Origin of the sequence: Streptomyces sp. NPDC051051 (assembly GCF_040682975.1) — a bacterium.
Lineage (GTDB): Bacteria > Actinomycetota > Actinomycetes > Streptomycetales > Streptomycetaceae > Streptomyces.
The window spans coordinates 92,607-117,645 of the sequence record NZ_JBFBCB010000002.1 but is presented as its reverse complement, the minus strand read 5'-3'; the positions used below and the strand labels follow the sequence as shown (position 1 = coordinate 117,645).

General features: G+C 74.3%; 17 protein-coding genes and 1 pseudogene. 13 read left to right on the top strand and 5 right to left on the bottom strand.

Translation table 11 applies throughout. The features are described from left to right. Positions 1-176 precede the first annotated feature (176 nt). The 10 genes and pseudogenes from AB0N31_RS02170 to AB0N31_RS02125 form a co-directional block, all read left to right on the top strand. Positions 177-671 (top strand): annotated as a pseudogene (locus tag AB0N31_RS02170) (hypothetical protein); the annotation flags it as partial. 69 nt (positions 672-740) lie between these two features. Then, positions 741-2,117 carry a hypothetical protein gene (locus tag AB0N31_RS02165; RefSeq protein WP_366056598.1) on the top strand — a complete coding sequence of 459 codons (1,377 nt, stop codon included), beginning with the start codon at positions 741-743 and terminating at the stop codon, positions 2,115-2,117. Beyond that, complete coding sequence (locus tag AB0N31_RS02160; protein ID WP_366056407.1) at positions 2,114-3,580, top strand: VWA domain-containing protein; 1,467 nt, start codon at positions 2,114-2,116, stop codon at positions 3,578-3,580. The genes AB0N31_RS02165 and AB0N31_RS02160 overlap by 4 nt, the downstream gene beginning before the upstream one ends. 56 nt (positions 3,581-3,636) lie before the next feature. After that, a complete protein-coding gene (locus tag AB0N31_RS02155; RefSeq protein WP_366056406.1) occupies positions 3,637-4,749 on the top strand; it encodes an AAA family ATPase in 1,113 nt (370 codons plus the stop codon). Further along, positions 4,746-7,544: a hypothetical protein gene (locus tag AB0N31_RS02150; RefSeq protein WP_366056405.1), complete on the top strand. Its 2,799-nt coding sequence runs from the start codon at positions 4,746-4,748 to the stop codon at positions 7,542-7,544. Before AB0N31_RS02155 ends, AB0N31_RS02150 begins: the two co-directional genes overlap by 4 nt. A gap of 280 nt (positions 7,545-7,824) precedes the next feature. Further along, positions 7,825-8,478 carry a beta-glucanase gene (locus AB0N31_RS02145; protein WP_366056404.1) on the top strand — a complete coding sequence of 218 codons (654 nt, stop codon included), beginning with the start codon at positions 7,825-7,827 and terminating at the stop codon, positions 8,476-8,478. 173 nt (positions 8,479-8,651) lie between these two features. After that, positions 8,652-8,846: a hypothetical protein gene (locus AB0N31_RS02140; protein WP_366056403.1), complete on the top strand. Its 195-nt coding sequence runs from the start codon at positions 8,652-8,654 to the stop codon at positions 8,844-8,846. Between the two features lie 124 nt (positions 8,847-8,970). Next, positions 8,971-9,813 (top strand): lysozyme, encoded by an 843-nt coding sequence (locus tag AB0N31_RS02135; RefSeq protein WP_366056402.1) that lies wholly within the window; start codon positions 8,971-8,973, stop codon positions 9,811-9,813. Between the two features lie 119 nt (positions 9,814-9,932). Continuing rightward, positions 9,933-10,391, top strand: a complete 459-nt coding sequence (locus tag AB0N31_RS02130; RefSeq protein WP_366056401.1) for a hypothetical protein — start codon at positions 9,933-9,935, stop codon at positions 10,389-10,391. Positions 10,392-10,468: 77 nt separating this feature from the next. Next, positions 10,469-13,843, top strand: a complete 3,375-nt coding sequence (locus tag AB0N31_RS02125; protein WP_366056400.1) for a pyruvate carboxylase — start codon at positions 10,469-10,471, stop codon at positions 13,841-13,843. Between the two features lie 239 nt (positions 13,844-14,082). Here AB0N31_RS02125 and AB0N31_RS02120 read toward each other — a convergent pair whose 3' ends face one another. Next, a complete protein-coding gene (locus AB0N31_RS02120; RefSeq protein ID WP_366056597.1) occupies positions 14,083-14,739 on the bottom strand; it encodes a response regulator transcription factor in 657 nt (218 codons plus the stop codon). Beyond that, the gene (locus AB0N31_RS02115) at positions 14,739-17,096 is read right to left on the bottom strand and encodes a histidine kinase (RefSeq protein ID WP_366056399.1); all 2,358 of its coding nucleotides are present in this window, start codon (positions 17,094-17,096) and stop codon (positions 14,739-14,741) included. The genes AB0N31_RS02120 and AB0N31_RS02115 overlap by 1 nt, the downstream gene beginning before the upstream one ends. A gap of 138 nt (positions 17,097-17,234) precedes the next feature. Here AB0N31_RS02115 and AB0N31_RS02110 point away from each other — a divergent pair, with 138 nt between their 5' ends. Continuing rightward, positions 17,235-18,488: a CPBP family intramembrane glutamic endopeptidase gene (locus AB0N31_RS02110; RefSeq protein ID WP_366056398.1), complete on the top strand. Its 1,254-nt coding sequence runs from the start codon at positions 17,235-17,237 to the stop codon at positions 18,486-18,488. A 31-nt stretch (positions 18,489-18,519) separates the two neighbouring features. Then, positions 18,520-19,098, top strand: coding sequence for a hypothetical protein (locus AB0N31_RS02105; RefSeq protein ID WP_366056397.1), 579 nt, complete (start codon positions 18,520-18,522; stop codon positions 19,096-19,098). Here the strand turns inward: AB0N31_RS02105 and AB0N31_RS02100 are convergent. Continuing rightward, positions 19,059-19,976: a GNAT family N-acetyltransferase gene (locus AB0N31_RS02100; protein ID WP_366056596.1), complete on the bottom strand. Its 918-nt coding sequence runs from the start codon at positions 19,974-19,976 to the stop codon at positions 19,059-19,061. The genes AB0N31_RS02105 and AB0N31_RS02100 overlap by 40 nt on opposite strands. A gap of 223 nt (positions 19,977-20,199) precedes the next feature. On the opposite strand from AB0N31_RS02100, the gene AB0N31_RS02095 reads away from it, so the two are divergent. Then, the gene (locus AB0N31_RS02095) at positions 20,200-20,922 is read left to right on the top strand and encodes an FAD binding domain-containing protein (protein WP_366056396.1); all 723 of its coding nucleotides are present in this window, start codon (positions 20,200-20,202) and stop codon (positions 20,920-20,922) included. Positions 20,923-21,023: 101 nt separating this feature from the next. Here the strand turns inward: AB0N31_RS02095 and AB0N31_RS02090 are convergent, their stop codons facing one another. After that, the gene (locus tag AB0N31_RS02090) at positions 21,024-23,570 is read right to left on the bottom strand and encodes a discoidin domain-containing protein (protein WP_366056395.1); all 2,547 of its coding nucleotides are present in this window, start codon (positions 23,568-23,570) and stop codon (positions 21,024-21,026) included. Positions 23,571-23,880: 310 nt separating this feature from the next. After that, positions 23,881-25,014, bottom strand: a complete 1,134-nt coding sequence (locus tag AB0N31_RS02085; protein ID WP_366056394.1) for a DUF6745 domain-containing protein — start codon at positions 25,012-25,014, stop codon at positions 23,881-23,883. Positions 25,015-25,039: the final 25 nt, after the last annotated feature.

Genomic DNA, 25,039 nt, shown 5'->3' with positions numbered 1-25,039 from the left:
CCCGCCGGTCCGGCGGCGGGTGAAGGGCGCCGGAGCCGCTCCGCACAGGTGACCGAGGGGCGTTGTCAGTGGTCACCGATAGCTTCGTTCTTGTCGCACCGACTCCGGTGCGACAGCCCCCCTGTGCTGCGCCGACTCGGCGCGACCGGGTTTTGTGCTGCAAAGGAGATGGTGCGTTGTCGGACTGGGAGAAGTCGAGCACGGCCCGCGTGGTACCGCCCGCGCGGCCCCGCAAACTCGCCAAGGTCCCCTTCGTCGAACTGGCCGACGGACGCCTCCAGGGCGTCGTCTCCAGCGGCTCGGACATCGAGCGCGTGTACGTCTCGTCGGTGGCCGCCGGGACGTACGCGTTCGCGTGCAGCACCAACAACAACCGCCCCTGCGGCGGTGCGCGCGGCTCGTACTGCAACCACATCCGCGCCCTGATCACCGAGGCCGTCCTGCAGTACGGCGCCGAGCGCGTCGCCCGCTACCTGCGCGTCGAGCCGGCCGGCGGGGAGGCGACGGCGCCCGGCATCACCGGCGCCATGACCGCCGCCCGGCCCGCCCCGGCCGACGGCAAGACCGCGGCGGCCTCCGTCTTCAGCCGCTTCCTGCGGCACCTCGCCTACCTCGAACTCGCCCCCACCACGGCCCCGCTGCCCGAGATGCAGTGGTTCCCGCCGACCAGGACGGCGGACGCCCCCGGACCGCCCGCGCGCGCGGCCGAGCCCGTCACGGAAGCGGGGCTCGCGCACCCGCTGACCGCCCCCGTCGACGGACTCGACGAGGCGCTGGCGGCGGTCGACGCCTTCGACCGGGCCCTCGTCGCGGGCCTGCTCCGCCCGCAGCCCGCCCGCGTCGCCGACCTGACGGAACTCGCCCACGCCGTGGCCGGCTCGCCGCTGGCCGCCCGGGTCGCGGAAGCCGTCGAGAAGGCGGCGGCGGGCGCCGCGGGCGAGGACCACCTCGTCGCCCTCGCCGCCGCCCGCACCGCCCTCCTGGGCGCCACCCACGACGCCCTGACGGCCCGCGCCGACGAGAGCACCGGCCGCACCCGCGGCGAGGCCGCGGCACCCGCGCCGGTACCGTCACAGACCGTCAACCTGCTGCTGGCCGCACGGACCTGGCTCGCCGACCTCGCCCGCGCAGGCTGGCAGGGCATCGACCACGAACTCGTCGGCTCGGCCGCGCAGATCGTCTCCGCGATGCTGCCCGACCCCGCACTGCGCCGACTGGCCACCCTGCTCGACGGCTTCGCCGCCGAACTCGCCGCCTCCTGCCCCGGCGCCGCCCTGGACCGCTTCCCCGCCCGCCGCTGGGGCGACCTGTGGGCGCGCGCCCTGCTGCTGACCCGGCCCGGCGCCGCAGAGCCGGCACCGAGCGCCCCCGCCACCGGCCGGCTGCTTCCTCTCGGCGTCGACCTGCACGAACACGCGACGGCCGCCCAGGCGCAGGTCCACGCGGTGTTCGAGCCCGCGGACGGCGGCCCGGCCCGCCTGGTGCGCGCGAGCGTCTCCGTGCCCAAGCCGGACACCGTCGTCGCGGCCGGCGTCTGGCAGCTCCTGCGGCCCCACCTGGCGCTGCTCACCGCCCTCGGCGAAGGCCGGTCCATGCAGCTCACCGACATGCCCCTCACCGAGGAGGGCGACCTGGTCTGGGACGACGACCGGGCCCGCACGGGCGACCCCGCCGACGCCTTCGCCACCGCCCGCGTCGCCCTCCCGGTCGCCACGGCACCGCCCACCGCACCGCTGGACCGCCACCCCGCGCGCCTGGCCGAACCGGTGTTCCTGGAGGGCTACGCAACCCGGCAGGACGGCGACTCCACGATCGCCTTCGGCTTCGCCGGACACTCCCTCGCCGTGGACACCGACCGCATCCCCGCCGCCGGCCCCCTCACCCCCGCGGCGGTGGCCGCCTCCAGCGCCTGCATCGCCCTGCTGCGCTGGGACGACGGCGCGTTCCACCTCCAGCCGCTCGCCGTCGAGACCACGGTGCGCAGGAAGACCACCGCCCTCCAGGCGGGCGCCTGGGCGGGCGGTACCACCGACAAGACCGGCGCCAAGGCCGAGAAGGCCGCCACGGACGCCGTGACCGTCCTGCGGGAGCGGGCGGGAAGGCTGCTGCGGAAATGACCGAGCCCGAGACCGGCGTCCAGCACCCGGCCGAGACCGAGGCCGCCCCCCACGACAACCACGACAACCGTCGGCAGGTCCTCTACTGGCGGCTCCTGGCCCGCCTCTTCGACCCGGAGGAGCAGGCCGCGCTGGAGTCCGCGAGCCTTGCCGTCGTCGAGGACATCGGCCTGCCGCCCGCGCTGCTGGACCCGGGAGCCTCCGTCGACTCCATCGTGCAGCGCCACCCGGAGCTGGCCGCCGAGTTCGACGGCCTGATGGTTCCCGAACCCGAACCCGCCGCCGACCCTACGGCCGATCCCGATCCCGACGCCGACGACACGCGTGACCGTCCGGCCGAGGTGCGGCGCGCGGCCCTCGTCTCCAAGGTGCTGCTCAACGTCTTCGCCACCGGCACCGGAGCCGTCAGCGCGGGTCAGCTCGCGCGCTGGCAGTCCGACGCCGGCTGGCTGGAGCGCGCGCTCGGCTGCTCGCCCGGCGACCTGCGCGGCGGACGGGCCGGCGGCGGCCGCGGAGTCGGCCCGACCGGCTCGGGCGGCAACGGCCGGACCCCCGACCTCAGCCGGCTGATCCCGCAGATCGGACCCGAACTCGGCGCCCTCGAAGGCGACCTGGTCAAGCGGATGCACCTGCGCGAGGTGCTCGCCGATCCCGCGCTCGCCGCCCGGCTCACCCCGAGCATGTCGCTGATCGAGCAACTGCTGCGGGACAAGAACAACCTCTCCGGGGTCGCCCTCGCCAACGCCAAGGCGCTGATCCGCCGGTTCGTCGACGAGGTCGCCGAAGTGCTGCGCACCCAGGTCGAGAAGACCACGGCCGGCGCCCTCGACCGGTCCGTCCCGCCGAAGCGGGTGTTCCGCAACCTCGACCTCGACCGCACCATCTGGAAGAACCTCACCAACTACAGCCCCGAGGAGGAGCGGCTCTACGTCGACCGCCTCTACTACCGGCACACCGCCCGCAGGACGACACCGCAACGGCTCGTCGTCGTGGTGGACCAGTCCGGCTCGATGGTCGACTCCATGGTCAACTGCACCATCCTGGCCTCGATCTTCGCCGGGCTGCCGAAGGTCGACGTCCACCTCATCGCGTACGACACCCAGGCGCTCGACCTGACTCCCTGGGTGCACGACCCCTTCGAGACGCTCCTGCGCACCAACCTCGGCGGCGGCACCGACGGCACCGTCGCCATGGCCCTGGCCCAGCCGAAGATCGCCGAGCCGCGCAACACCGTCGTGGTGTGGATCTCCGACTTCTACGAGTGGCGCGGCGAGGCCCTCTACGACAGCATGGCCGCCCTGCACCGCTCGGGGGTCAAGTTCATCCCCGTCGGCTCGGTGACCAGCTCCGGCCGCGGCAGCGTCAACCCCTGGTTCCGGGAACGCTTCAAGGACCTCGGCACACCCGTGCTCTCCGGTCACATCCGCAAGCTCGTGCACGAGCTGAAGACGTTCCTCACCTGAGACGCCCGTTTTGCCCCTCTCTCCTCCCTCTCGCCCTTCCGCAGAAAGGCCTGTCGATGTCCGACCTGTTGCGCGCCCCCGCCGAGATCAAGTACGCCGAGGAACTGGACTGGCTGGAGTCGGTGGACGACAGTCCCAAGCCGTTCTCCTGGCGGCTGTCGCCCAAGATGATCCGGCTGTTCGTCCTGGGTTCCGAGCGGGCGGACGGCCTCGACCGGGACGTCTCCCAGAAGTGGTTCGGCGACCGCGGCATCGTCGAGCGGGCCATCGTCACCCTCGCCTCCGACCGCGGCCTGCTGCTCATCGGCGACCCCGGCACCGGCAAGAGCTGGCTGGCCGAGCTGCTCGCCGCCGCCATCTGCCGCAACTCCACCCAGGTCGTCCAGGGCACGGCCGGCACCACCGAGGACCACATCAAGTACTCGTGGAACGTGTCCATGGTCATCGCCAAGGGCCAGTCCCGCGAATCGATGATCCCCTCGCCGATCATGACCGCGATGGAGACCGGCACGATCGGCCGGTTCGAGGAACTCACCCGATCCACCAGCGACGTCCAGGACGCCCTGATCTCCATCTTGTCCGAGAAGTACATCTCGGTCCCCGAACTCGACAGCGACGGCATCGTGTTCGCCAAGCCGGGCTTCTCCGTCATCGCCACCGCCAACAGCCGCGACCGGGGTGTCAACGACCTGTCCTCGGCCCTCAAGCGCCGCTTCAACTTCGTCCGCATCCCCGTCGTGACGAACAAGAAGAGCGAGGCGGAGATCGTCCGCTTCCGCACCGAGGAGCTGCTGCGCCGCCACCAGATCGAACTGGAGGTCCCGCCCACCCTGCTGGACGTGCTGCTGCAGAGCTTCGCCGACCTGCGCGCCTCCGCCGCCGCGGCGGCCGGCGACGACGAGAAGCTGGAGTCCGCGCTGTCCACCGCCGAACAGATCGGCGTCCTGGAGGACGCCGTCCTGCACAGCAACTTCTTCGGCGAGCGCGCCCTGACCGCACGCACCCTCGCCTCCTCCCTGGTCGGCTCCCTCGCCCGCCGCGAACCCGAGGACCTCGCCATCCTCAACAAGTACCTGCACGGCGTCGTCGAGCCGCGCAGCAAGGAGGAAGGGGGCTCCTGGCCGGAGTTCCTGGAGGGCGGCCGCGACGCGATCGCGACCCTGTCGTGAGCGCTCCGCCCGAGGGTGCGTTCGGCGCCCTGCGCACCCAGCTCCAGGACGCGGCGGCCGCGTTCGCCGACGGGCCCGGTGCCCTGGAGGGAATCCTCCGCGGCATCGTCGACGACGTCGAGCGCGCCGTGCGCGAGCCGCTGGAGATCTTCCCGGTCTGCCACCACTCCCCGGCCTCGGCGCTCGCCATGGCCCGCCGGCTGCGCGAGAAGCAGCCGAAGGTGGTCTACCTGGAGCTGTGCGAGGACATGGCGCCTCTCCTGACCGAGCTGCGCAACTGCCGCCTCCCGGTGGCGCTGCAGGCGTTCGCGACCGAGGTGGAGGGCTTCCCCGCCGAATGGTCACCGCTGTCGGTGGTCGCCCCGGTCACCGAGGCCTCCGCCGAGTACCAGGCGATCGCCTACGCCCTCGACACCCCGGGCGTCGAGCTCGTCCTCGTCGACCGCTCCTCGGACCACGTGTTCCAGTGGGAGACCCCGCCCGCCGCGGGCACCGACCCGGACGCGCCGCCCGCCGACGAGGAGAGCGTCCTGCACGGCGACGCGGTCGGCGTCGAGATCGGCGACCTGCGGCCCCGCTTCGCCGAACTGGAGGAGCACCTGCTGCGCCACGGCCGGGTGCGGCACTGGTCGGAGTGGTGGCACCAGTACGTCGAACTGCCGCTCGGCGACAGCGACCACGACACCTACCGGCAGGTCATGCTGCTCATCGGCAGCCTCTTCCGGCGCCTGGCACCCGGCGACCAGCGCCGGGTCCGGGTCGACGAGGACCGCGAACGGTACATGTGGACGCGGATGCGCGAGCACCTGGCGGCCACCGGCACCGACCCCGCCGACTGCCTCTACGTCTGCGGCGCGTTCCACGCCGCCAGCCGCGTCGAGGAGTTCGGCGTGGCAGGCGGCGACACCTTCACCATCACCCCGCCCACCCCCACCACATGGCGGCACGGGCTCATCCCCTCCAGCCACGCCGCGATCGAGGCGCAGTTCGGCCTCGCCGCCGGATCCGTGTCCATCGCCGCGTCGGAATGGGCCAAGAACCTCAAGCGGACCGGTGTGCGGCCGTACCGCCTGGAGGGGCAGGCCGGCACGAAGAAGAGCACCAGGCCGAGGAGGGCGGCCGTGCCCGCGCCGCCCGCCGCCCAGGCCCCGCCGGCCGACCGGCTCACCGGGTTCCTCCGGCGGCCGCCCGCCCTCGACCCCCTCGACGAGGCCGAACTGCTCGGCTGGTCGGTGGAGATCGTGCGGGCCGCGCGGCGCAACGGCTACCTCGCCTCCACCGCCGACGCCATCGCGGTGTTCGAGACGTCGATCCTGCTGGCCGGAATGCGCGACCGGGTCCGCCCGACCCCGTACGACTTCCAGGACGCGGCCGTCACCTGCATCGAGAAGGAGACCGTACCGGGGCGCCGCGACATCGGCCGGCTCGTCGAGATCATGATGGGCGGCGACCGGATCGGCCAGGTCGGCTACGACGCCCTGCCGCCCCTCGCCCGGGACGTCCACGACCGGCTCGCCCCGCTGAACCTCAAGCTCCAGCAGCGCGGCGTGCAGCGCGCCCTGCTGGACATCGCCGCCCGGCCCGAACTGGAGCGCTGCTCCGACGTGCTGTGGATGCTGCGCCGACTGCTGCCCCAGGGCGCCGCCCGGCCGATCATGGGCGACCGGCGCCTGGGGGAGCGTGCCATCCAGGAGTCCTGGGACCTGGCCCTCGGCACCCACCAGCGCGCCCTCATCGAGCTCGGCTACGAGGGCGTCAGCATCGAGCAGGTCCTGGAACAGCGGCTGCGGCGCGCCGCGTACGCCCCGCAGGCGACGACGGCGCAGGTCCTGGAGACCGTCGAGGACGCCGTCCTCCATCTGCGCAGCCGCCGCCTCGCCGACGAACTGGGCACCCGCGCCCTGGAGGTCCTCGCGGCGGAGCGCAGCGTGGACGGCGCCCCCGAGGTGCTGCGCCGGGTGCGCCGCCTGCTGGCGTACTACCGCACCGCCGAGCCGGTCCTGCCGCCGTGGATCGAGTCCTTCGTCAAGACCGGCTACGCGCACTACTGCACGCTGCTGCCGACGGCGTTCACCGACGAGGACGCCACCGTCCGGCAGGTCGCCGCCATGCTGGGGTTCCTCTTCAGCATGGAGGGCCTCGCCCTCTCCCTGGGCTGCGACCGTACCCAACTGGAGCTGGCCCTCGCCCAGTCCCATCCGGGGGAGCCGTCCCGCACGGCACTGCTGTGGGCGGCGCAGACCCACCTCGGCACGCTGTCCCGGACGAAGCTGCGGGCCCGCTGCGACGAACTGCTCGGCAACCCCCTGGTGGTGCCCGCCTACCCGCGCTACCTCAGCGGGTTCGTGCACGCCCTGGAACCGGTGCCGCAGCTGGCGGACTTCGTCGTCGAGGCGGTGTCGAACGCCTTCGCGCGGCTTCCGGACCCGGTGCTGCTGCCCTGGCTGCCGACGCTGATCACCAGCCTGCGGGCGGGCGGCGCGGAGCTGGCCCCGCTGCTGATCCGCGAGGCGGGCCGCGTCTTCCCGGCCCGGCTGGCGGAGCTGGACTCCTGGGTGCCGCCGTGGCGTGCCCCGCAGGAGCCCGCGGCCGTCCCGAAGGGCCGGCCGGGCGGCGCGGCCCGTGGTGTCGCGCTCCTCGCCGCGCACCCGGCGACGTGCGACGCGCTGGCGGGGCTGCTCGGCTGCGAGGGCGCCTGGGAGGGTCCCGCGGCGGACGCCCCGCGGGGGGCCGCGCTCCTGACCGGTCACCCGGGGACCGCGACGGCGCTGGAGGCGCTGCTGGCGGCCGGCTGACGCGACGGGCCGTTCCACCGCGTTCAGGTCGCGGTGGAACGGCGCCGCACCGGGCGGACAGCGTCCGGCGGTGCCGGGTGGCAGGTGCCGGCGGTGCCGGGTGCCGACAACGCCGGGCGCCGGCGGTGGCGGTGCCCGACTCCGCACTCCCGTGCGGAAGATGAGCACCCGTGCGGGCCGGAGTCCCCCGCCCGGGTTGTTTACGGGTGGCCGCCGTATGCGTGCGGGGGCAGAGGGCAGACCCTCCGTGACAGAACGCGCGAGGGCGAGGAGCACGCCGGTGACCGACGTCTGTTTCAGAGCCGATTTCGCTTCGGACCACCAGTGGGTCGCGGGCCGCTCGTGGGCCTATCCCGACGGAGGGCCCGTCAACCCCGACGACAACAAACTCGACCACCTCGTGGCCGACCCCGCCTACTCGCGGACCGGCACCTTCCGGGCCACCCGACGCGACGACGGCCTCTGGGACACGGGGCTGCTCACCACGGAAGGCAGCGACGAGGGCTTCATGGCCCGCGCCGGCGACCGGCTCGAGGCCAGGGTGCGGCTGCCCGTCGAGACCGGGGCCTGGCCCGCCATCTGGACCTGGCGCGACGGCGACCAGGAGATCGACGTCTTCGAGTACCACCCCGACAACCCGGATCTGCTGGAACTCTCCAACCACGTCCGGGCCGCCCACCGCTACCACCGCGACGACGCGGTCGGCCCGGGCGGCTGGATCGACCTCGCCGTCGAGTTCGGCGCCCGCAACGTCGTGTGGTCCCTGAACGGCGAGGTGGTCTTCGCCGACCGGCGCGGCGTCGGCCGGCGGTGGCACGCCTACCTCATCGTCAACCTCTCGGTGTGCGCCGGCCGTTACCACCCGGAGCCCGACCCGGAGGTGACGGAGATGTCCTTCGAGGTGGCCTCCCTCACCGTCCACCGGGACACCTGAGCCCGGCGCCCCGCGGGCCCGGCCGGCGTGCGGGGCACTGTGCCACGGCCCACGCCGGCCGGCCACCCGGGCGGTGCGGCCGGGCTACGGCCTCCCCCGAATGGCCCGCCCCAGGGGGACGCCGGGCGCCGCGCACGGTCTTCTGGAGGTACGCCCGACAGAAGGGACGAGCCGTGTACGAGATGAAGGTGGGCCTTGCGTCGGGTGGCGGTGAGCATGTGTGGCACGTAGTGGTCCCGCACCACGGGACGAGCCTGTGCGGCACCGATGTCTCCGCCACCGGCGCGGCGGCCGCGAACACCACCGACCGCCACTGCACCCCCTGCATGATCCATTTGCAGACGCTCCTGGACGCAGACCGGAACTGATCCGGCCGGCGTCCCCGCGGGACCTCCCGCGTCGCGCCTCCCCCCGGGCCCCGTCGCCCGGGGGGTACGGCCGACGGGGGACGAAAAGGTGCGGGCACCCGCGACAGCACATCAGATGGGAGGCATGCGAAGGCCCATGAGAGCGGCGTTCGGCCGCCTGCGTCTGTACGCGACCGGTCTGCCGGTCGTCCTGTCCGTACTCCTCTCCGCGCACCAGCCCATATCCCCGCCCGCCCCCGGCGGGGAGTCGCCCGGCGCCCCCGCCCGCGGCACCGCCCGCATGGGCATGGGCGTCGTCCTCCACGACGGCCGGAGCGGCTCGCCGGACACCCGCGCGGCCGCCCAGCCCGAGGGCGTCGACGTCTCCAGCCACCAGCGGGAGGTCGCCTGGGCGACGCTGTGGGCCTCCGGCGTGACCTGGGCCTACGTCAAGGCCACCGAGGGAACCTCCTACACCAACCCCTACTACGCCCAGCAGTACAGCGGTTCCCGCGCCGTCGGCATGCTCCGCGGCGCCTACCACTTCGCGACGCCCGACACCTCCGGCGGCGCCGCGCAGGCCGACTACTTCGTCGACCACGGGGGCGGCTGGACCCCCGACGGCACGACCCTGCCCGGCGTCCTCGACATCGAGTGGAATCCCTACGGCGACGCCTGCTTCGGCAAGACCCGTGCCTCGATGGTCTCCTGGATCGCGAGCTTCCTCGCCCGCTACAAGGCCCGCACCGGCCGAGACGCCGTCATCTACACCGCCACCAGCTGGTGGACCCAGTGCACCGGCAACCACGCCGGGTTCGGCGCCACCAACCCCCTGTGGATCGCCCGGTACGCCGCCACGCCCGGCACCCTCCCGGCCGGCTGGGCCTACCACACCTTCTGGCAGTACACCTCCACCGGTCCCACCGTCGGTGACCACGACCGGTTCAACGGCACCCCGGACGGACTGCGGAAACTGGCCGCCGGCTGACGGCTGACGGCGGCGGGCCCGCCGGCCCACGAGGACGGGCCCGCCGTACCGCCGTCGGACATCCGACGACCCGGACCGCACCGGGCATGAACGGTCCGGTTCGGGGGACAGGCGAGACCATGCACACGCACCAAGACGGACCCGACCGCGACCACCGCCGTCCCGAAGGGGTGAGCGACGACACCGTGAAGGCCCTGGGCGCACTGTCCAAGGCGCTGGAGACGACGGAGCGGGCCAGAGGCCACCTCTACGGATTCCACCAGCTGACCGGCACCGCCGACCTCCAACTGGACGAGGCGGTCTCCCTGCTCCGCAGGGCCGGGCACGACGAATGGGCCGAGAAGGTCTCCACCGGGATCCTCGGCCGCAACGTCATCCCCGGCCACTGGACCTTCCAGATCGTCGAGGCCTACGACCGCACGTACTACGAGGCGTTCAAGCGACTCGAGCGCGCCGCCGTCGACGAGCTGGCCGAGGGCCGGGACCACCTCTACGAGGCGGAGATGAAGGAAGCCCGCCGTACCGCCGGTCATCCCGACCACACCGCCCGCCCGGAAACGGGGGAAACGCGAGGGTGAGTGGCCCGACTCACATGGCACTCCGGTGACGGCACCGACACCATGGTCCCGTCACCGGCAGGCTGAAGGGATCCAGGATGTTCCGCAAGGTGCTGGTCGCCAACCGTGGCGAGATCGCGATCCGGGCGTTCCGCGCCGGCTACGAGCTGGGCGCGCGCACCGTCGCGGTGTTCCCGCACGAGGACCGCAACTCGCTGCACCGGCTGAAGGCCGACGAGGCCTACGAGATCGGTGAGCCGGGACATCCGGTCCGGGCGTATCTCTCCGTGGAGGAGATCGTCGGCGCGGCGCGGCGGGCGGGGGCGGACGCCGTGTACCCCGGCTACGGGTTCCTCTCCGAGAACCCCGAACTGGCCCGCGCCTGCGAGGAGGCGGGCATCACCTTCGTCGGGCCCGACGCCCGCACCCTGGAACTGACCGGGAACAAGGCCAGCGCGGTCGCCGCCGCCCGGGCCGCCGGCGTACCCGTCCTCGGTTCCTCGCAGCCCTCCGACGACGTCGACGAACTGCTCCGCGCCGCCGGGACCATCGGCTTCCCGATCTTCGTCAAGGCGGTCGCCGGCGGCGGCGGACGCGGCATGCGGCGCGTCGAGGACCCCGCCCGGCTGCGCGAGTCCATCGAGGCCGCGTCCCGCGAGGCGGCGTCCGCGTTCGGCGACCCCACCGTCTTCCTGGAGAAGGCCGTCGTCGACCCCCGCCACATCGAGGTGCAGATCCTCGCGGACGGCGAGGGCAACGTCATCCACCTCTTCGAACGCGACTGCTCGGTCCAGCGCCGCCACCAGAAGGTCATCGAACTGGCGCCCGCCCCGAACCTGGCACCGGAGCTGCGGGACCGGATCTGCGCCGACGCCGTCCGCTTCGCCCGCGAGATCGGTTACCGCAACGCCGGCACCGTCGAGTTCCTCCTCGACCGCGACGGCAACCACGTCTTCATCGAGATGAACCCGCGCATCCAGGTCGAGCACACGGTCACCGAGGAGGTCACCGACGTCGACCTCGTCCAGGCCCAGCTGCGCATCGCCTCCGGCGAGACCCTCGCCGACCTCGGCCTGTCGCAGGACACGGTCACCCTGCACGGCGCGGCCCTGCAGTGCCGTATCACCACCGAGGACCCCGCCAACGGCTTCCGGCCCGACACCGGCCGCATCAGCGCCTACCGCTCGCCGGGCGGGTCCGGCATCCGCCTCGACGGCGGAACCACCCACGCCGGTACGGACATCAGCGCCCACTTCGACTCGATGCTCGTCAAACTCAGCTGCCGGGGCCGGGACTTCCCGACCGCCATCAACCGCGCCCGGCGCGCCGTCGCCGAGTTCCGCATCCGCGGCGTGGCCACCAACATCCCGTTCCTCCAGGCCGTCCTCGACGACCCCGACTTCCGGGCCGGGCGGGTCACCACCTCGTTCATCGAGGAACGCCCGCACCTGCTCACCGCCCGCTCCTCCGCCGACCGCGGCACCAAACTGCTCACCTACCTCGCCGACGTCACCGTGAACAAGCCGCACGGCGAACGGCCCGACCTGAGCGACCCCGTCACCAAGCTGCCCCCGCTGCCCGCCGCCGAGCCGCCCGCCGGCTCCCGGCAACTGCTCGTCGACCTCGGGCCCGAGGGCTTCGCCCGCCGGCTGCGGGAGTCGCCGACGCTCGGCGTCACCGACACCACCTTCCGCGACGCCCACCAGTCGCTGCTCGCGACCCGCGTGCGCACCAAGGACCTCCTCGCCGCCGCCCCGGCCGTCGCCCACACCCTGCCCCAGCTGCTCTCGCTGGAGTGCTGGGGCGGCGCCACCTACGACGTCGCCCTGCGCTTCCTCGCCGAGGACCCCTGGGAGCGGCTGGCCGCCCTGCGCGAGGCCGTCCCCAACATCTGCCTCCAGATGCTGCTGCGCGGCCGCAACACCGTCGGCTACACCCCCTACCCGACCGAGGTCACCGACGCCTTCGTGCAGGAGGCCGCCGCCACCGGCATCGACATCTTCCGCATCTTCGACGCCCTCAACGACGTCGGCCAGATGCGCCCCGCCATCGACGCCGTACGCGAGACGGGCACCGCGATCGCCGAGGTCGCCCTCTGCTACACCTCCGACCTGTCCGACCCGAACGAACGCCTCTACACCCTCGACTACTATCTGCGCCTGGCCGAGCAGATCGTCGAGGCCGGCGCCCACGTGCTGGCCGTCAAGGACATGGCGGGCCTGCTGCGCGCCCCGGCCGCCGCCACCCTCGTCTCCGCGTTGCGCCGCGAGTTCGGCCTGCCGGTGCACCTGCACACCCACGACACCGCGGGCGGCCAGCTCGCCACCTACCTCGCCGCGATCCAGGCCGGCGTGGACGCCGTCGACGGCGCCGTGGCCTCCATGGCCGGGACGACCTCCCAGCCGTCGCTGTCGGCGCTGGTCGCCGCGACCGACCACTCCGACCGCCCCACCGGCCTCGACCTCCAGGCCGTCGGCGACCTGGAGCCGTACTGGGAGAGCGTCCGCCGGATCTACGCCCCCTTCGAGGCGGGCCTCGCCTCGCCCACCGGCCGCGTCTACCACCACGAGATCCCCGGCGGACAGCTGTCCAACCTGCGCACCCAGGCCGTCGCGCTCGGCCTCGGCGACCGCTTCGAGGACATCGAGGCGATGTACGCCGCCGCCGACCGCATCCTGGGCCGCCTGGTGAAGGTCACCCCGTCGTCCAAGGTGGTCGGCGACCTCGCCCTGCACCTCGTCGGCGCCGGCGTCTCCCCGGGCGACTTCGAGTCCCACCCCGACGCGTACGACATCCCGGACTCCGTCATCGGCTTCCTGCGCGGCGAACTGGGCACTCCGCCCGGCGGCTGGCCCGAGCCGTTCCGCACCAAGGCCCTGCGGGGCCGCACGGAGGCCAAGCCCCTCGCGGAGCTGACCGGCGGGGACCGGGAGGGCCTGGAGAAGTCCCGCCGCGCCACCCTCAACCGGCTGTTGTTCCCCGGCCCCACCCGCGAGTTCGACACCCACCGCCAGGCCTACGGCGACACCAGCGTCCTGGACAGCAAGGACTTCTTCTACGGACTGCGGCCGGGCAAGGAGTACGCCGTCGACCTCGAGCCCGGCGTGCGGCTGCTGATCGAGCTGCAGGCGGTGGGCGAGGCCGACGAACGCGGCCTGCGCACCGTGATGTCCTCCCTGAACGGCCAGCTCAGGCCCATCCAGGTCCGCGACCGGGCGGCCGCCTCCGACATCCCGGTCACCGAGAAGGCCGACCGGTCCAAGCCCGGCCATGTCGCGGCGCCGTTCGCGGGCGTGGTGACCCTGGCGGTCGCCGAGGGCGACGAGGTGGAGGCGGGCGCCACGGTCGCCACCATCGAGGCGATGAAGATGGAGGCCACCATCACCGCCCCGCGGGGCGGCCGGGTCAACCGCCTGGCCATCAACCGCATCCAGCAGGTGGAGGGCGGCGACCTGCTCGTCGAGGTGGGCTGAACGGGCCCGGCCCGCCCCGGCCGTGCGGCCACGGCCGGGCACTCCCCGGCGGCCACGTACCGCCCGGAGCCCTCGTCGTCCTCCCGCGGGTCGTCGGGGCCGGCCCGCGCGCCGGACGGTTCCCGCGCCTCGCGCGGGCGGGACGTCACCGGCTCGGACAGGCGGTGGTGCGGGCCGGGTCCGCCGGGGCCGCCTGTGCGGCAGGGCCCGCGAGCCCGGCCCGATCCGAACGGCAGGCCCTACGCGTCGGCCGTGCCGCGCGGCCGCACCAGCCCGCTCTCGTACGCCAGGATCGTGGCCTGCACGCGGTCGCGCAGCCCCAGCTTGGACAGCAGGGCGTTCACATGAGTCTTCACCGTGCCCGTGGTCACCCCGAGCGCGGCGCCGATCTCGGCGTTGGCCAGCCCCGCCGCGATGTGCAGCAGGACCTCCTTCTCCCGGGGCGTGAGCGAGGACAGCGCACCGGTGACGGCCGGCGGCTGCGGGGCGCCCTGCGCGAAGGCGCCGATCAGGCGGCGCGTCACGGTCGGGGCCAGGATGCCCTCCCCGGCGGCGACGACCCGGATCGCGGACAGCAGGTCCTCGGGCAGGGCGTCCTTGAGCAGGAACCCCGACGCCCCCGCGCGCAACGCCTCGTAGACGTAGGCGTCCAGGTCGAAGGTGGTCAGCACCAGCACCCGCGGCCCGTCCGGCGCCGCGGTGACCAGACGGGTCGCGGTGAGGCCGTCCATGCCGGGCATGCGGATGTCCATCAGCACCAGGTCGGGCCGCTCCTCGGCGGCCAGTGCCACCGCCGACGCCCCGTCACCGGCCTCGGCGACCACGGTCAGATCGGGTTCGGCGTCCACGATGGCGGCGAATCCGGCACGGACCACGGCCTGGTCGTCGACGACCATCACACGCGTGACGACGGGGACACCTCCTGAACGGGCTCCGGACCCGGCCGGGCCGACAGCAACGCCCTCACGATACCGGGCTCTTCGAGCACGATCCGCCCAGCCCCGGCGGCGACCCGCGCCCGCAGCCGCTCGGCCACCGGCCCGGTCACCGCCAGCGGCACGCCCGACACGGTCACCCGCAGCGTGTCCCGGTGCCGCCTGAGGGTGACCCGCGCCGGACCCTGGTCACCCGCGCCGAGCGCCGTCTCCACGATCCCGTACGCCGACAGCGCCACCGAGGACGGCAGGTCCCGCGCGGCCTTCGGCAGGCCCCGCACGCTCACCCGGCGGCCGGACGAGGGCAGGTCCCGGCACAGCGAGACGAGGTCCGCGGCACCGGGCGCGGGGAAGTGGCGCCGCCCGGGGTCCTCGGACCCGCCCAGGCTGTGCAGGAGTTCGCGCATCGCCGACAGCGCCGCCCGGGCCTCCGCGGCCACCTCGTCCAGCTGTCCCTGCCGGGCCCGCTCGACCAGCGCGGCCGTGCGCTCCAGGACGGCGTCGCGCAACTTCGCCGCCAGCCTCCGCCGTTCCGCCTCCGCCGCCCGCTCCGCGTGCCACAGAGAGGCGGCGAGCGCGTGGTCGTCCAGGGCCAGGACCCGCAGGCGCCTGCGGCGCACCGCCAGCCCGGCACCCCACAGGGCGGCGAACACCCCGGCCGTCACGACGGCCAGCGGCACGAACACCACCACGGCGGTGAGCCGTACCGATGCCGTCCCCGTCAGCCTCCCCTCCGCCGCGGCCGTCGCCACCACGACCGCGGAGAGCGACACCGCCGACATCCCCCAAGCCGGCCAGGTCCGGGCGGCGCCACGGCCGTAGACCCCCATCGCGTACACGGCGAGCAGCTCCGCGACGGCTCCCAGGTCGACGAACCGCGACACCCGCACCGGGACGTCGGCCACGACGACCGTCACCGGCCACAGCCACGACGTGGCCAGCACCCCGAGCAGGGACGCCCACGGGGCACGCCGGCGCCACAGCAGCGGCGCCGCGTGGACCGTCAGCAACGCCGCCAGGACGGACAGGGCGGGCAGGGCGGCGCGCAGACCCGTGTCCGTCCAGTTCTCCGCGGCGACCAGCGCGACCACCAGGGGCAGTGCCGCCGCAGAGAACACCAGGACGGGATCGGCCAGCCGTTGCTCCCGCAGCACGTCACGGCGTCCGGCCCCCTCGGCCGGGCCCCGCAGCCGGGCGGCGTCGGGCAGCGTGGCCCGGACCCGCCAGCCCCCGTCCGGCCGGGGACCGGCGGTCAGCTCCCCGCCGACGGCGGCGGCCCGCTCCCGCATCCCCGCGAGCCCGCGCCCCGATCCCAGACCGCCGACTCCGGGCGGGGCGGTGCCGCGCGGCGGGGCGTTGTCCACGGTCAGCTCCAGGAGGCCGTCCCCGCGCCGGACGCGGACGCGGGCGGCGCAGCCCGGCGCGTGGCGCAGGGTGTTGGTGAGGGCCTCGCGGACGATGCCGTGGACCGCCTCCGCCGCGGGACCGGCCAGGTCGTCGGGGAGGTCGGCCTCGATCGGCCGGCCCAACCGTCCGAAACCGGCGATGAGTTCCTCGATCCGGGCGGTCATCGGACGGGATTCCGTGCCGTCGTCGGTGTCCCACAGCAGCCCGACGAGCCGTCGCAGCGAGGTGAGCGTCTCGGCACCGGTGCGCTGCGCGAACGACAGGGCCTCCGCCGTCAGCTCCGGTCTTCCCGGCCCCACGCGGCGGGCGGCGTCGGCGGTGATGACGACGGACGTCAGGTGGTGCGCGCTCACGTCGTGCAACTCGCGGGCCAGCCGCCGCCGTTCGGTGTCGGCCGCCCGCCGCCGGGCCTCCTCCGCGCCGGCCAGCCGGCGGGCGGCGGCCGACCGCCCGTCGAGCCACTGGCGCCGGCCCTCGCCGAGCCCCGCGCACACCAGGTACACCAGTGCGCCGAGCGCCCATTCCGAGGCGAGGGCCGGCCGGAACCCGATGTGCACGAACGACAGCGACCACTCGACGCCGACGGCCGCGGCGACCGCGCGGACGGTCACCGGCACGGGGCGGCGGACGGCGACCGAGTACAGCGAGACCAGCGCGCCGAGCCCGAAGTAGCCGTCCCCCCAGGCCACGTGGCCGGCCACCAGGGTGCCCAGCGTCCAGGCCAGGCACCGCACCGGCACCTGCCGTCGGCGGCCCAGCGCGACGGTCTCGGCGGCCAGGACTACCAGGACGGCCGCGAGCCGGACCGGTCCCGGCGCGTCCGCACCGGCCGTGTCGGGGCCGGTCGCCCACCAGGTGAGCTGTCCGGCCGCGAGCAGGGCGGGGAGCAGCCAGTTGCGTATCGTGTCCATGTCGCGACGAGCGTAGGCCGCGGCGCGGCCGGGCCGCACCCGGCACCGGTGCGAGGCCGCCCTCCACCCTGCGATGGAGGCGCCGTTCCTGCGCCGGGCCGATGCCCGGGGAACCGGCGGTCGGCGAGGATGGCCGCCATGACGAACCCGTCCGCCCCCGGGACGCCCCCGCTCCCTCCCCGTCCCGCCGCCCTCCCGCCGCCGGGCCGCTTCGCCGTTCCGCAGCCGGGTCACCGCGCCTTTCCGCAGCCTGGCCGTCCCGTCCTCCAGCCGCCCGGCCACCCCGCCGAACCGCTCGGCCACCACCGGCTGGCCCGCGTCGCGACACGTCACCGATGGTGGCGGCCCGTCCTCGGCACCCTGTTCGTGGCGGTGGCGTACACACTGACGGCCGGACTGCTCTACGCCCTCGTCTCCGCCACCGGAGTCGCGCGCGGCTACCCCCAAGGCCCGGACGGCACCGTGGAGTTCGGGCCGGTGACGACCACCGCCGTCGACCTGGCGATGCTCGCCGTCGCCATCCCCCTCGTACTCCTCGCGGTCCGGTGGATCGGCCGCCGTCCGGCCGGCACGGTCTCCTCCGTGACGGGCGGACTGCGGTGGCGCTGGCTCGGCCTGTGCGTGCTCGCGGCCCTGCCGGTCCTCGCCGTGACCGGCGGGGCGATGTTCCTGCTGTCCGCGGAGGACGGGGAGCCGCAACGGTGGGCCGGCTGGGAGGTCTTCGGGCCGGCCCTGGCCGTGCTGGTCCTGCTGGTGCCCTTCCAGGCGGCGGCCGAGGAGTACGTCTTCCGCGGCTGGCTCACCCAGGCGGTCGGCGCCTTCGTCCGCTCGCCCTGGATCGCGGTCGCGCCCCAGGCGGTGCTGTTCGCCGCCGCCCACGGCTGGGGCACCCCCTGGGGCTTCGCCGACCTGGTGGTGTTCGGGGCCGTCGCGGGCCTGCTGACCGTGCGCACCGGCGGGCTGGAGGCGGCCATCGGCCTGCACGCCGTCAACAACCTCTTCGCCTTCGCCGCCGCGGCCGCCGTCGTCGACGGCCTGAAGAGCGAGGAAACCGCCGCCGACCTGCCCTGGCAACTCGTCGTCCTCGACCTGGCCGGAGTCGCGCTGTACACCGCCGCCGTCCTGTGGCTGGTCCGGCGGCGGCGACCGGCGCGCACCGTCCCGGCGCCGCCCCCGCCCGCCCCACCACCGCTGCCACCCCTCCCGGCGCCGCTCCCGCCCGTCCCCGCACTGCTCCCGCCCGCCCCGGCCGGACACGCCCCCGCGCCGGTCCCCGGCTTTCCCGTCCCCCACGGCGTCCGCACCGACGTACCGGATCTGCCCCCGGGGACACCCCCTCTGCCTTCCCGTCCGGTGACTCCGCCCGCGGCCCGCGCCGGCGTCCGCCCGTGAGCACGAGCAACTCCCCCCGGCGGCCGGTGGCATGAACGAGAACGGGGCCGTCGAGACGCGCCCGCAGGAGGGATCCGCCGGGGAGCGGTTCCCCGGCGGAGCCGGAGAACCGTCCGCCGCAGACCACTTGCCGCCCGCCGCAGCGGAACACCCCGTCGCGCACCGGCGGTCGGCGGGCGCGGACCGGGACACGGCCGACACGGGCGACCGGCCTGCCCTTTCCGCCGCCGAACCGCTCACCGGACAGGACGAGTCCGCGGACGCCGGCCCGCCCGGCGATCCCGGCGCCCCCACCCCGCCCGCCTCCACCGACCGCCCTCGACGCCGCGGCCCCGGACCCTTCACCCTGCTGGTGCTGCCCGGTCCGCTCACGCTGTCGGCGGTGGCCGGGGTCCTCGCGCTGACCGGTGGGCTCCCCTCGGACCGGACTCCCGGCGCGGACGGGCGGCAGGTCACCGTCCCCGGGATCGACGAGTCCCACGTGCCGTGGCTGCGCAACGCCGCGGTCGGCTGCACCGTCGTGGCCCTGGCTCGCCCTCGGGGGCCGAACGCCGGTGGACCGGCCTCCGCTCACCCCGCCACGACCGCCTCCCAGGTGTCGACGGCGTAGTGCAGGGTCATCCCGTTGCGGGTGTACAGCCGGGGAGCGCCGGTGGTGTTCGAGGTGTCCACGCCCAGCCCCACCGTGTCCCGGCCCCGCCCGGCGAACGCCGCGAAGGCGTGCCGCAGCAGCAGTCCGGCGAGACCCCGGCCGCGGGCCCCGTGCACCACACCGATGCTGCGGATCCAGCCCCTGGCCTCGCGGTCGTCGCGCGCCATCAGGAACCCGGCGTCGCCGAGGTCGTCCGTGGCGGCGATCCACACCAGCGACCAGTCGAGGCCCTGCGCGTCGACGTCGTGCAGCCACTGCTCGTAGCGCCGCGGCTGGAAGTCGAAGTGGTCGGCGAAGCTCGCCCGGTACAGCTCGTGCACCCGTCTGCGGTCCGCCTCGTCGGCGCAGGCCCGCACCCGTACGCCCGCGGGCGGCACCGGCGTGAGGTCGGCGGCCCGGTCCAGGGGGCGGCGCAGCACGTGGTGGCGCCGTACGACGTACCAGCCGCGGGCGCGGAGCACCTCGGTGTCGAGGACGGGCCGCACGTTGAGGTGCAGGTGGACCACCGCCCGCCCGCAGCCGTTCCCGCGGGCCTTGTCCAGCGCCCTGGCCTCCATCGCCGCCAGCAGGAGCCGGCCGGCCTCCTGGTGCTCGGGCAGGACGTAGTGGTCGATGTCGATGCGCTCGCCGGACGACTCGTCCCACAGCAGGCCGTAGGCGACCGGCCGGTCCCCTTCGAGGGCGAGCCAGGAGTCCTGCGCGAGGTCGGTCTCCGGGTGCTTCAGGTCCGCCTCGACGGTGTGCAGGTCCGTCTCGGGCCGGCCGATCTCGATCAGGTCGACCGCGTTGAGCAGGTCGGTGACGGCGGGCGCGTCGGCGAGCGTGGCGGTACGCAGGACCTAGGACATGCGGCAAACGTCCGGGGGAGGGGGAACGGACCGCAACGGAATTTCCGTGCCGGCGCCCGGGGCCGTCCCCCACCCCAGGGGCGCACAGGGCAGGGCAGTGAGCCCTGTACGCGCCCCCACGGGCGTGGGCAGAATGCGCTCTGCCCGTGACCACATGGCGGAGGCGTCGGTTCCGCACCGCCGGCTTCCCCGGGAAGGAAGGTCGGTCGCCGTGTTGTTGCGTCTCCCCACCTCCGTGTCCGAAGCGCAGGAATGCCTCGCCGAGGGTGCCGTACCGATAGGCGGGGCCACCCTCGTGTGGGCCACCTGGCAGCGCGACGGCTTTCCCGAACTGGCGATGTCGCTGCGGGAGTTGCCCGAGGCCAACGCGGTCGGACGCGGGACGCTGGGGGCGGCCGTGGTGCTGCACCGCATCGGCGGGGAGGCGCCGGAGGCACTGCGCGGTGCCGCCGCCGGCGTCGGCACCGGAGCCGTGCGCAGGACCGCCACCGTCGGCGGCAACATCGTCGGCAGCACGCTGCGGTGTCTGCTGCCCGCCGTCCTCGTCCTGGACGCGCGGGCCACGGTCCTCGAGTCCGACCGGGTGTACGAGACCGATCTCGCCGAGACCGTGGCCAAGCGCCACCTCCTGCTCGGACTGCGCTGGCGCGACCCCGTCGTGAGCGGTTACCACAAGGTTCCCGCGGACGCGGGCGGACCGCCGCCCTTCGTCGTCGCGACCGCCGTCCACGCCGACGGCGACGGCCGCCGGTTCCTGCGGGTCGCCGCCCGCGACGGCTACGAGGTGCTCAGCGAGAGCGTCCCGTGCGGGGCCGGCCCCGACGGGGCGTCGCACGCCCTGGAGCGCACGGAGTTCGGCGCCCTGCCCGCCGAGGCCCGTGCGGTCGTCCACCGGCAGGTCACGGACGTGCTGGCGCGCTCCGCCGAGGGCTGATCGGGCCGGAAACCGGGCTGGACACCGGGCCTGCCGGTACCGCGAACCTGCCGGTACGACGGTCGTCGTACCGGCAGGCGGTCACGCCTGTCCCACCCGTCTCACGGGAACTGCGTGATCTTGGACGGGACGGTGTCCGTGCCCGAGGTCGGCGCCCCGGTGTCGTTGACCACGTGCGCGTACTGGCCCTTGCCGCCCAGGGAGATCACCTGGAGGCTGTGCAGCTTCACCCCCGGTTTCACCGGGATCTGGAAGCCGTGGTGCTGCACGATCGAGGGGTCGGACGTGAAGTTGCAGTAACTGCCCAGTCCCCAGGCCTCGTGCTCGTTCACCGTGTCGGCCACCTTGTAGGCCGCGTAGCCGACGATGCCGTCGTGGGTGACGGCGGCCGCGTTCGGGACGTCGTAGGCCTTCTCGTTCTGGAAGAAGACCGTCCGCCCGCGTTCGCCGTTCCAGACCACGTCGTACTTGTTTAAGTGCTCCACGAACAGGCCCGTGGTCAGGACGTCGTCGCCGTTGACCCGCAGGCCGTAGTCGGCGCGGTTGGTCTCCCAGCCGACGCCCTCGCCGTGGTCGGCGCGCCAGATCCAGGTGTGGTCGATGACCACGTCGTCACTGTTGACCACCACCGAGTCGGTCGCCAGGCCGGGGCCGGCGCCGCCGATGCGGACGAACACGTCCTGCATGGTGGTGGGGTCGGCCGCGTGGTCGGCGCTCGATCCGGCCGGGCCGATCCGCAGCAGCGTGTCGGAGCGGACCGCGCCCGCGTCGATGAGGAACCCGGCGAGCCGGACGCCGTCGACGTCGGCCACGTGCATCGCGTCCACACCGCCGTCGGGTACGAGCGTGGCCAGACCGAGACCCAGCACGACCGTGCCCGCGCGGTCGACCTCGATCGCGCGGTCGAGGTGGTAGACGCCGGGCGTGAACAGCAGGTGCAGGCCCTGGGCGAGCGCGGCGTTGATGGTGGCGGCCGTCGCGCCCGGCTTGACGACGTAGAACCGGCTCAGCGGGATCGAGGTGCCGCCCGCGTTGGCCGGCCAGGACACCCCGCGCGCGTTGGTGCGCTTGGCGGGCACGAACACCTTGTAGTCGTTGCCGTCGAGGTACAGGAACGGCTTCTCGCGGGAGACCGGGGTGGTGTCCAGCGTGGTGTAGGGACCGGTGTCGAAGTCGGTGGCCGGGGCGCCCTGGACACCGGTGAACGTCATGTTCCACACACCCTTGGTCCAGCCGCCGACCGAGCTGTCCCGGGTGTACCACTGCTGCTGGGAGTACGGCCCCACGGTGCCGTCGATCTTCGAGTCGGCGATGTAGCCGCCGGAGGCCCAGCCGTAGCCGTTCGGCGCGAGGTTGAGGCCGCCCTGGACGTGGATCCGGCGGAACGGCGCCGCCTGCGCCACCGCCCACCGGTCGGTGCCGTTGACCGGGCGGATGGCCAGGTTCTCCGCCGAACGCCAGAAGTTCTGGGTGGCGTTGCCGTTGAACCAGCCCGCGTCGACGGTGATGTCACCGTTGATCTGCGTGTCGTCGGGGTTGAGCCCGAGCCCGGAGATCGAGGTGTAGAAGCCGAGCTGGGTGTTGACGCCGTTGTACGTGCCGGGCTTGAGCAGGAACTGGTAGCGCCCGGAGCCGAACTGGTTCGACTCCTGCTGGGCGAAGACCTGGTCGAACTTCTGCTGGAGGTTCGGGGTGCTCGGGTCCACGACGATGACGTTGGGTCCCAGGTCGCCGCCGCCCTGGATCGGGGGCGTGCCGACGGTGCCGGTGTGGACGGCGACCTCCCACAGCGAGTAGCCGTACGGCGTGGCGCGGGTGGTGCCGTTGATCCGCACGTAACGGCCGGAGCCGCTGACGTCGTAACTCGTCCTGCCGCCGGTCGCGCCGGTCACGCTCCGCAGGGTGTTCCAGGTCTGTCCGTCCGCGGAGGCCTGGATCTGGAAGTCCTTCGCGTAGGCGGCCTCCCAGTTCAGGTCGATCCCGCACAGGTCCCGCGCCGAGCCCAGGTCGACCCGCAGCCACTGGGGGTCGGAGGCCTGGCTGGACCAGCGGGTGCCGTCGTCGCCGTCGAACGCGGCGGAGGCGGGGGTGCTGGCGTTCTCCGTCGAGGAGGCCGTGGCGGGCCTGCCCTGTGCCGCGTTCGCGGTGTCGCAGGTGCCGGGAGCGGTGCCGCCGGAGGTGCCGTAGACCTGGAACTCCCAGAGGGAGTAGCCCCAGGCGGTGGCCCGGTGCACGCCCTGCATCCGGACGTAGCGGCCCTGGCCGGACACGTCGTGGGTGTCGGTGCCGCCGTCGCCGCCGGTGACCGTCCTCAGGTCGGTCCAGGTGCTGCCGTCCGCGGAGATCTGGAGCCGGTAGTCCTTCCCGTAGGCGGCCTCCCACTGGAGGGCCACCCGGGTGACGGTGGCGGTGGCACCCAGGTCGACCTGGAGCCACTGCGCGTCCGTGGCGGCGGAGGACCACCGGGTGCCGGTGTTCCCGTCCACGGCGAGGGCGGCGGCGGTGCCGGCGTTCTCGGTCGACGACGCGGTGGCCGTCCGGCCCTGGGAGAGCAGGGTGTCGGCCGCTGCCGCGGGTGGCTGGGTCGTGGGGAGGGCGAGCAACGCCGCCGTGGCGGCGAGCGCGACACCCAGGGATCTGAGTCTCATGCTGGTTCCCTGCGGGGTGAGTGCGGGTGGGTACGGACAGGTGGGTGCGGGTGGTCACGGACGGGTGCGGGAACGTGCGGGTTCGGCGAGGTGTGGGCAACCCGTTGGAACGGCCGCTTAGTTCACGGCTTGATTTAACTGATGACTTCTTCGGTCCGGCAAGCCCCGTGAAGCAGGAAACTTTCCAGGCGGTGGCCGCGGCCGATCCGCCGCGGTCACCGCCGTGTTCAGAAGACGACACCCGCGGACCCGCCCCGCGGACCCGCCCCGCCCCGCCCGGCGGACGCCGGGCCCGGTCCCGGCACTCCGGTCAGGTCTCGCGCACCGGCGCGTAGGCCTCCGGTTGCAGCCCGAACGTCCAGGCGACCCCCGCACGGGCCGTCCGGGTCGACGGCGGCACCCGAAGCCAGTAGGTGCGCCGGGTGCCGTCCGGCTCCGGTGTGGAGTTGAGGACCTCCACCATCACCACCGGCTCGTCGCCGTCGAGGTCGATCCGCCACAGGGTGCCCGTGGCGTCCCGGTGCAGCGGACGCGCCCCGGAGTCGGTCAGATAGCGGTCGTAGCCGTAGTGCTCCAGCATCACCCGGCGCAGCTCGGCGTTCTCCTCGGCCCGGATCCGTTCCGGCGTCAGCGCCGTCAGCTCGTCGAGGAACGCGGCGGGCACCGGCATGCCGCGCCAGGCGTACAGGGCGAAACCGTCGGGATACGCCAGCGCCGGGCCGTCCCCGCGGTCCAGGCGGCCCGCCTCGTCCCGGTGCAGCGCGACCGGACGTTCGCACACCACCGCGACCTCGGCGAACGGCCACCACCAGCCGGCCGTGCGGCACACCGCGGCCAGCCCGTCGAGCGGCTCCCGGTCGGTGGGGAACGCGGCGAGCCACGGCGCGTCGTGCTGCCCGAGCACGGCGTCCAGCAGGAGCAGCCGCACCTCGGCCTCCGCCGCCCGGCCGCCGGGGCCGGTCCCGTCCGCCAACTCCTCCAGCACGCCCCGCCGGATCCGCTCGACCAGGGCCTGCGTGGTCTCCCACAGGCGGCCACCCGTCGCCGCCCAGTGCGCCGCCCATCCCGCCGCCCCCAACTCGCGGTGCGTGCGCGCCCGTTCGCGTGCCCAGGGGGCGGTGCGGACCGCCTCACGGACACTGGGGCCCCGGTCCCGCAGCGTGCGTATCAGGGTGACCGCCTCACGCGGGGAGGCGGCCCACAGCACCTGTTCCGGCTCCGCGAGCCCGGCCCGCCGGTACGCCAGCCGGACCCCGGCCTCGGCGGCCGCGCGGTCGGCGGGCACGGCCGCCGCCGCACAGGCGCGCCAGAAGCCGACGTCCTCGGCGGCGTCCCGCGTGTCCGCCGCGTCCCGCGTGTCCGTGGTGCCGCGCGTGTCCGTGGTGCCGCGCGTGTCCGCCGCGCCGCGCGTGTCCGCCGCGTCCATGGTGTCCGTGCCGGTCATCCGCTCCTCCGTCACCTTCGTCCCC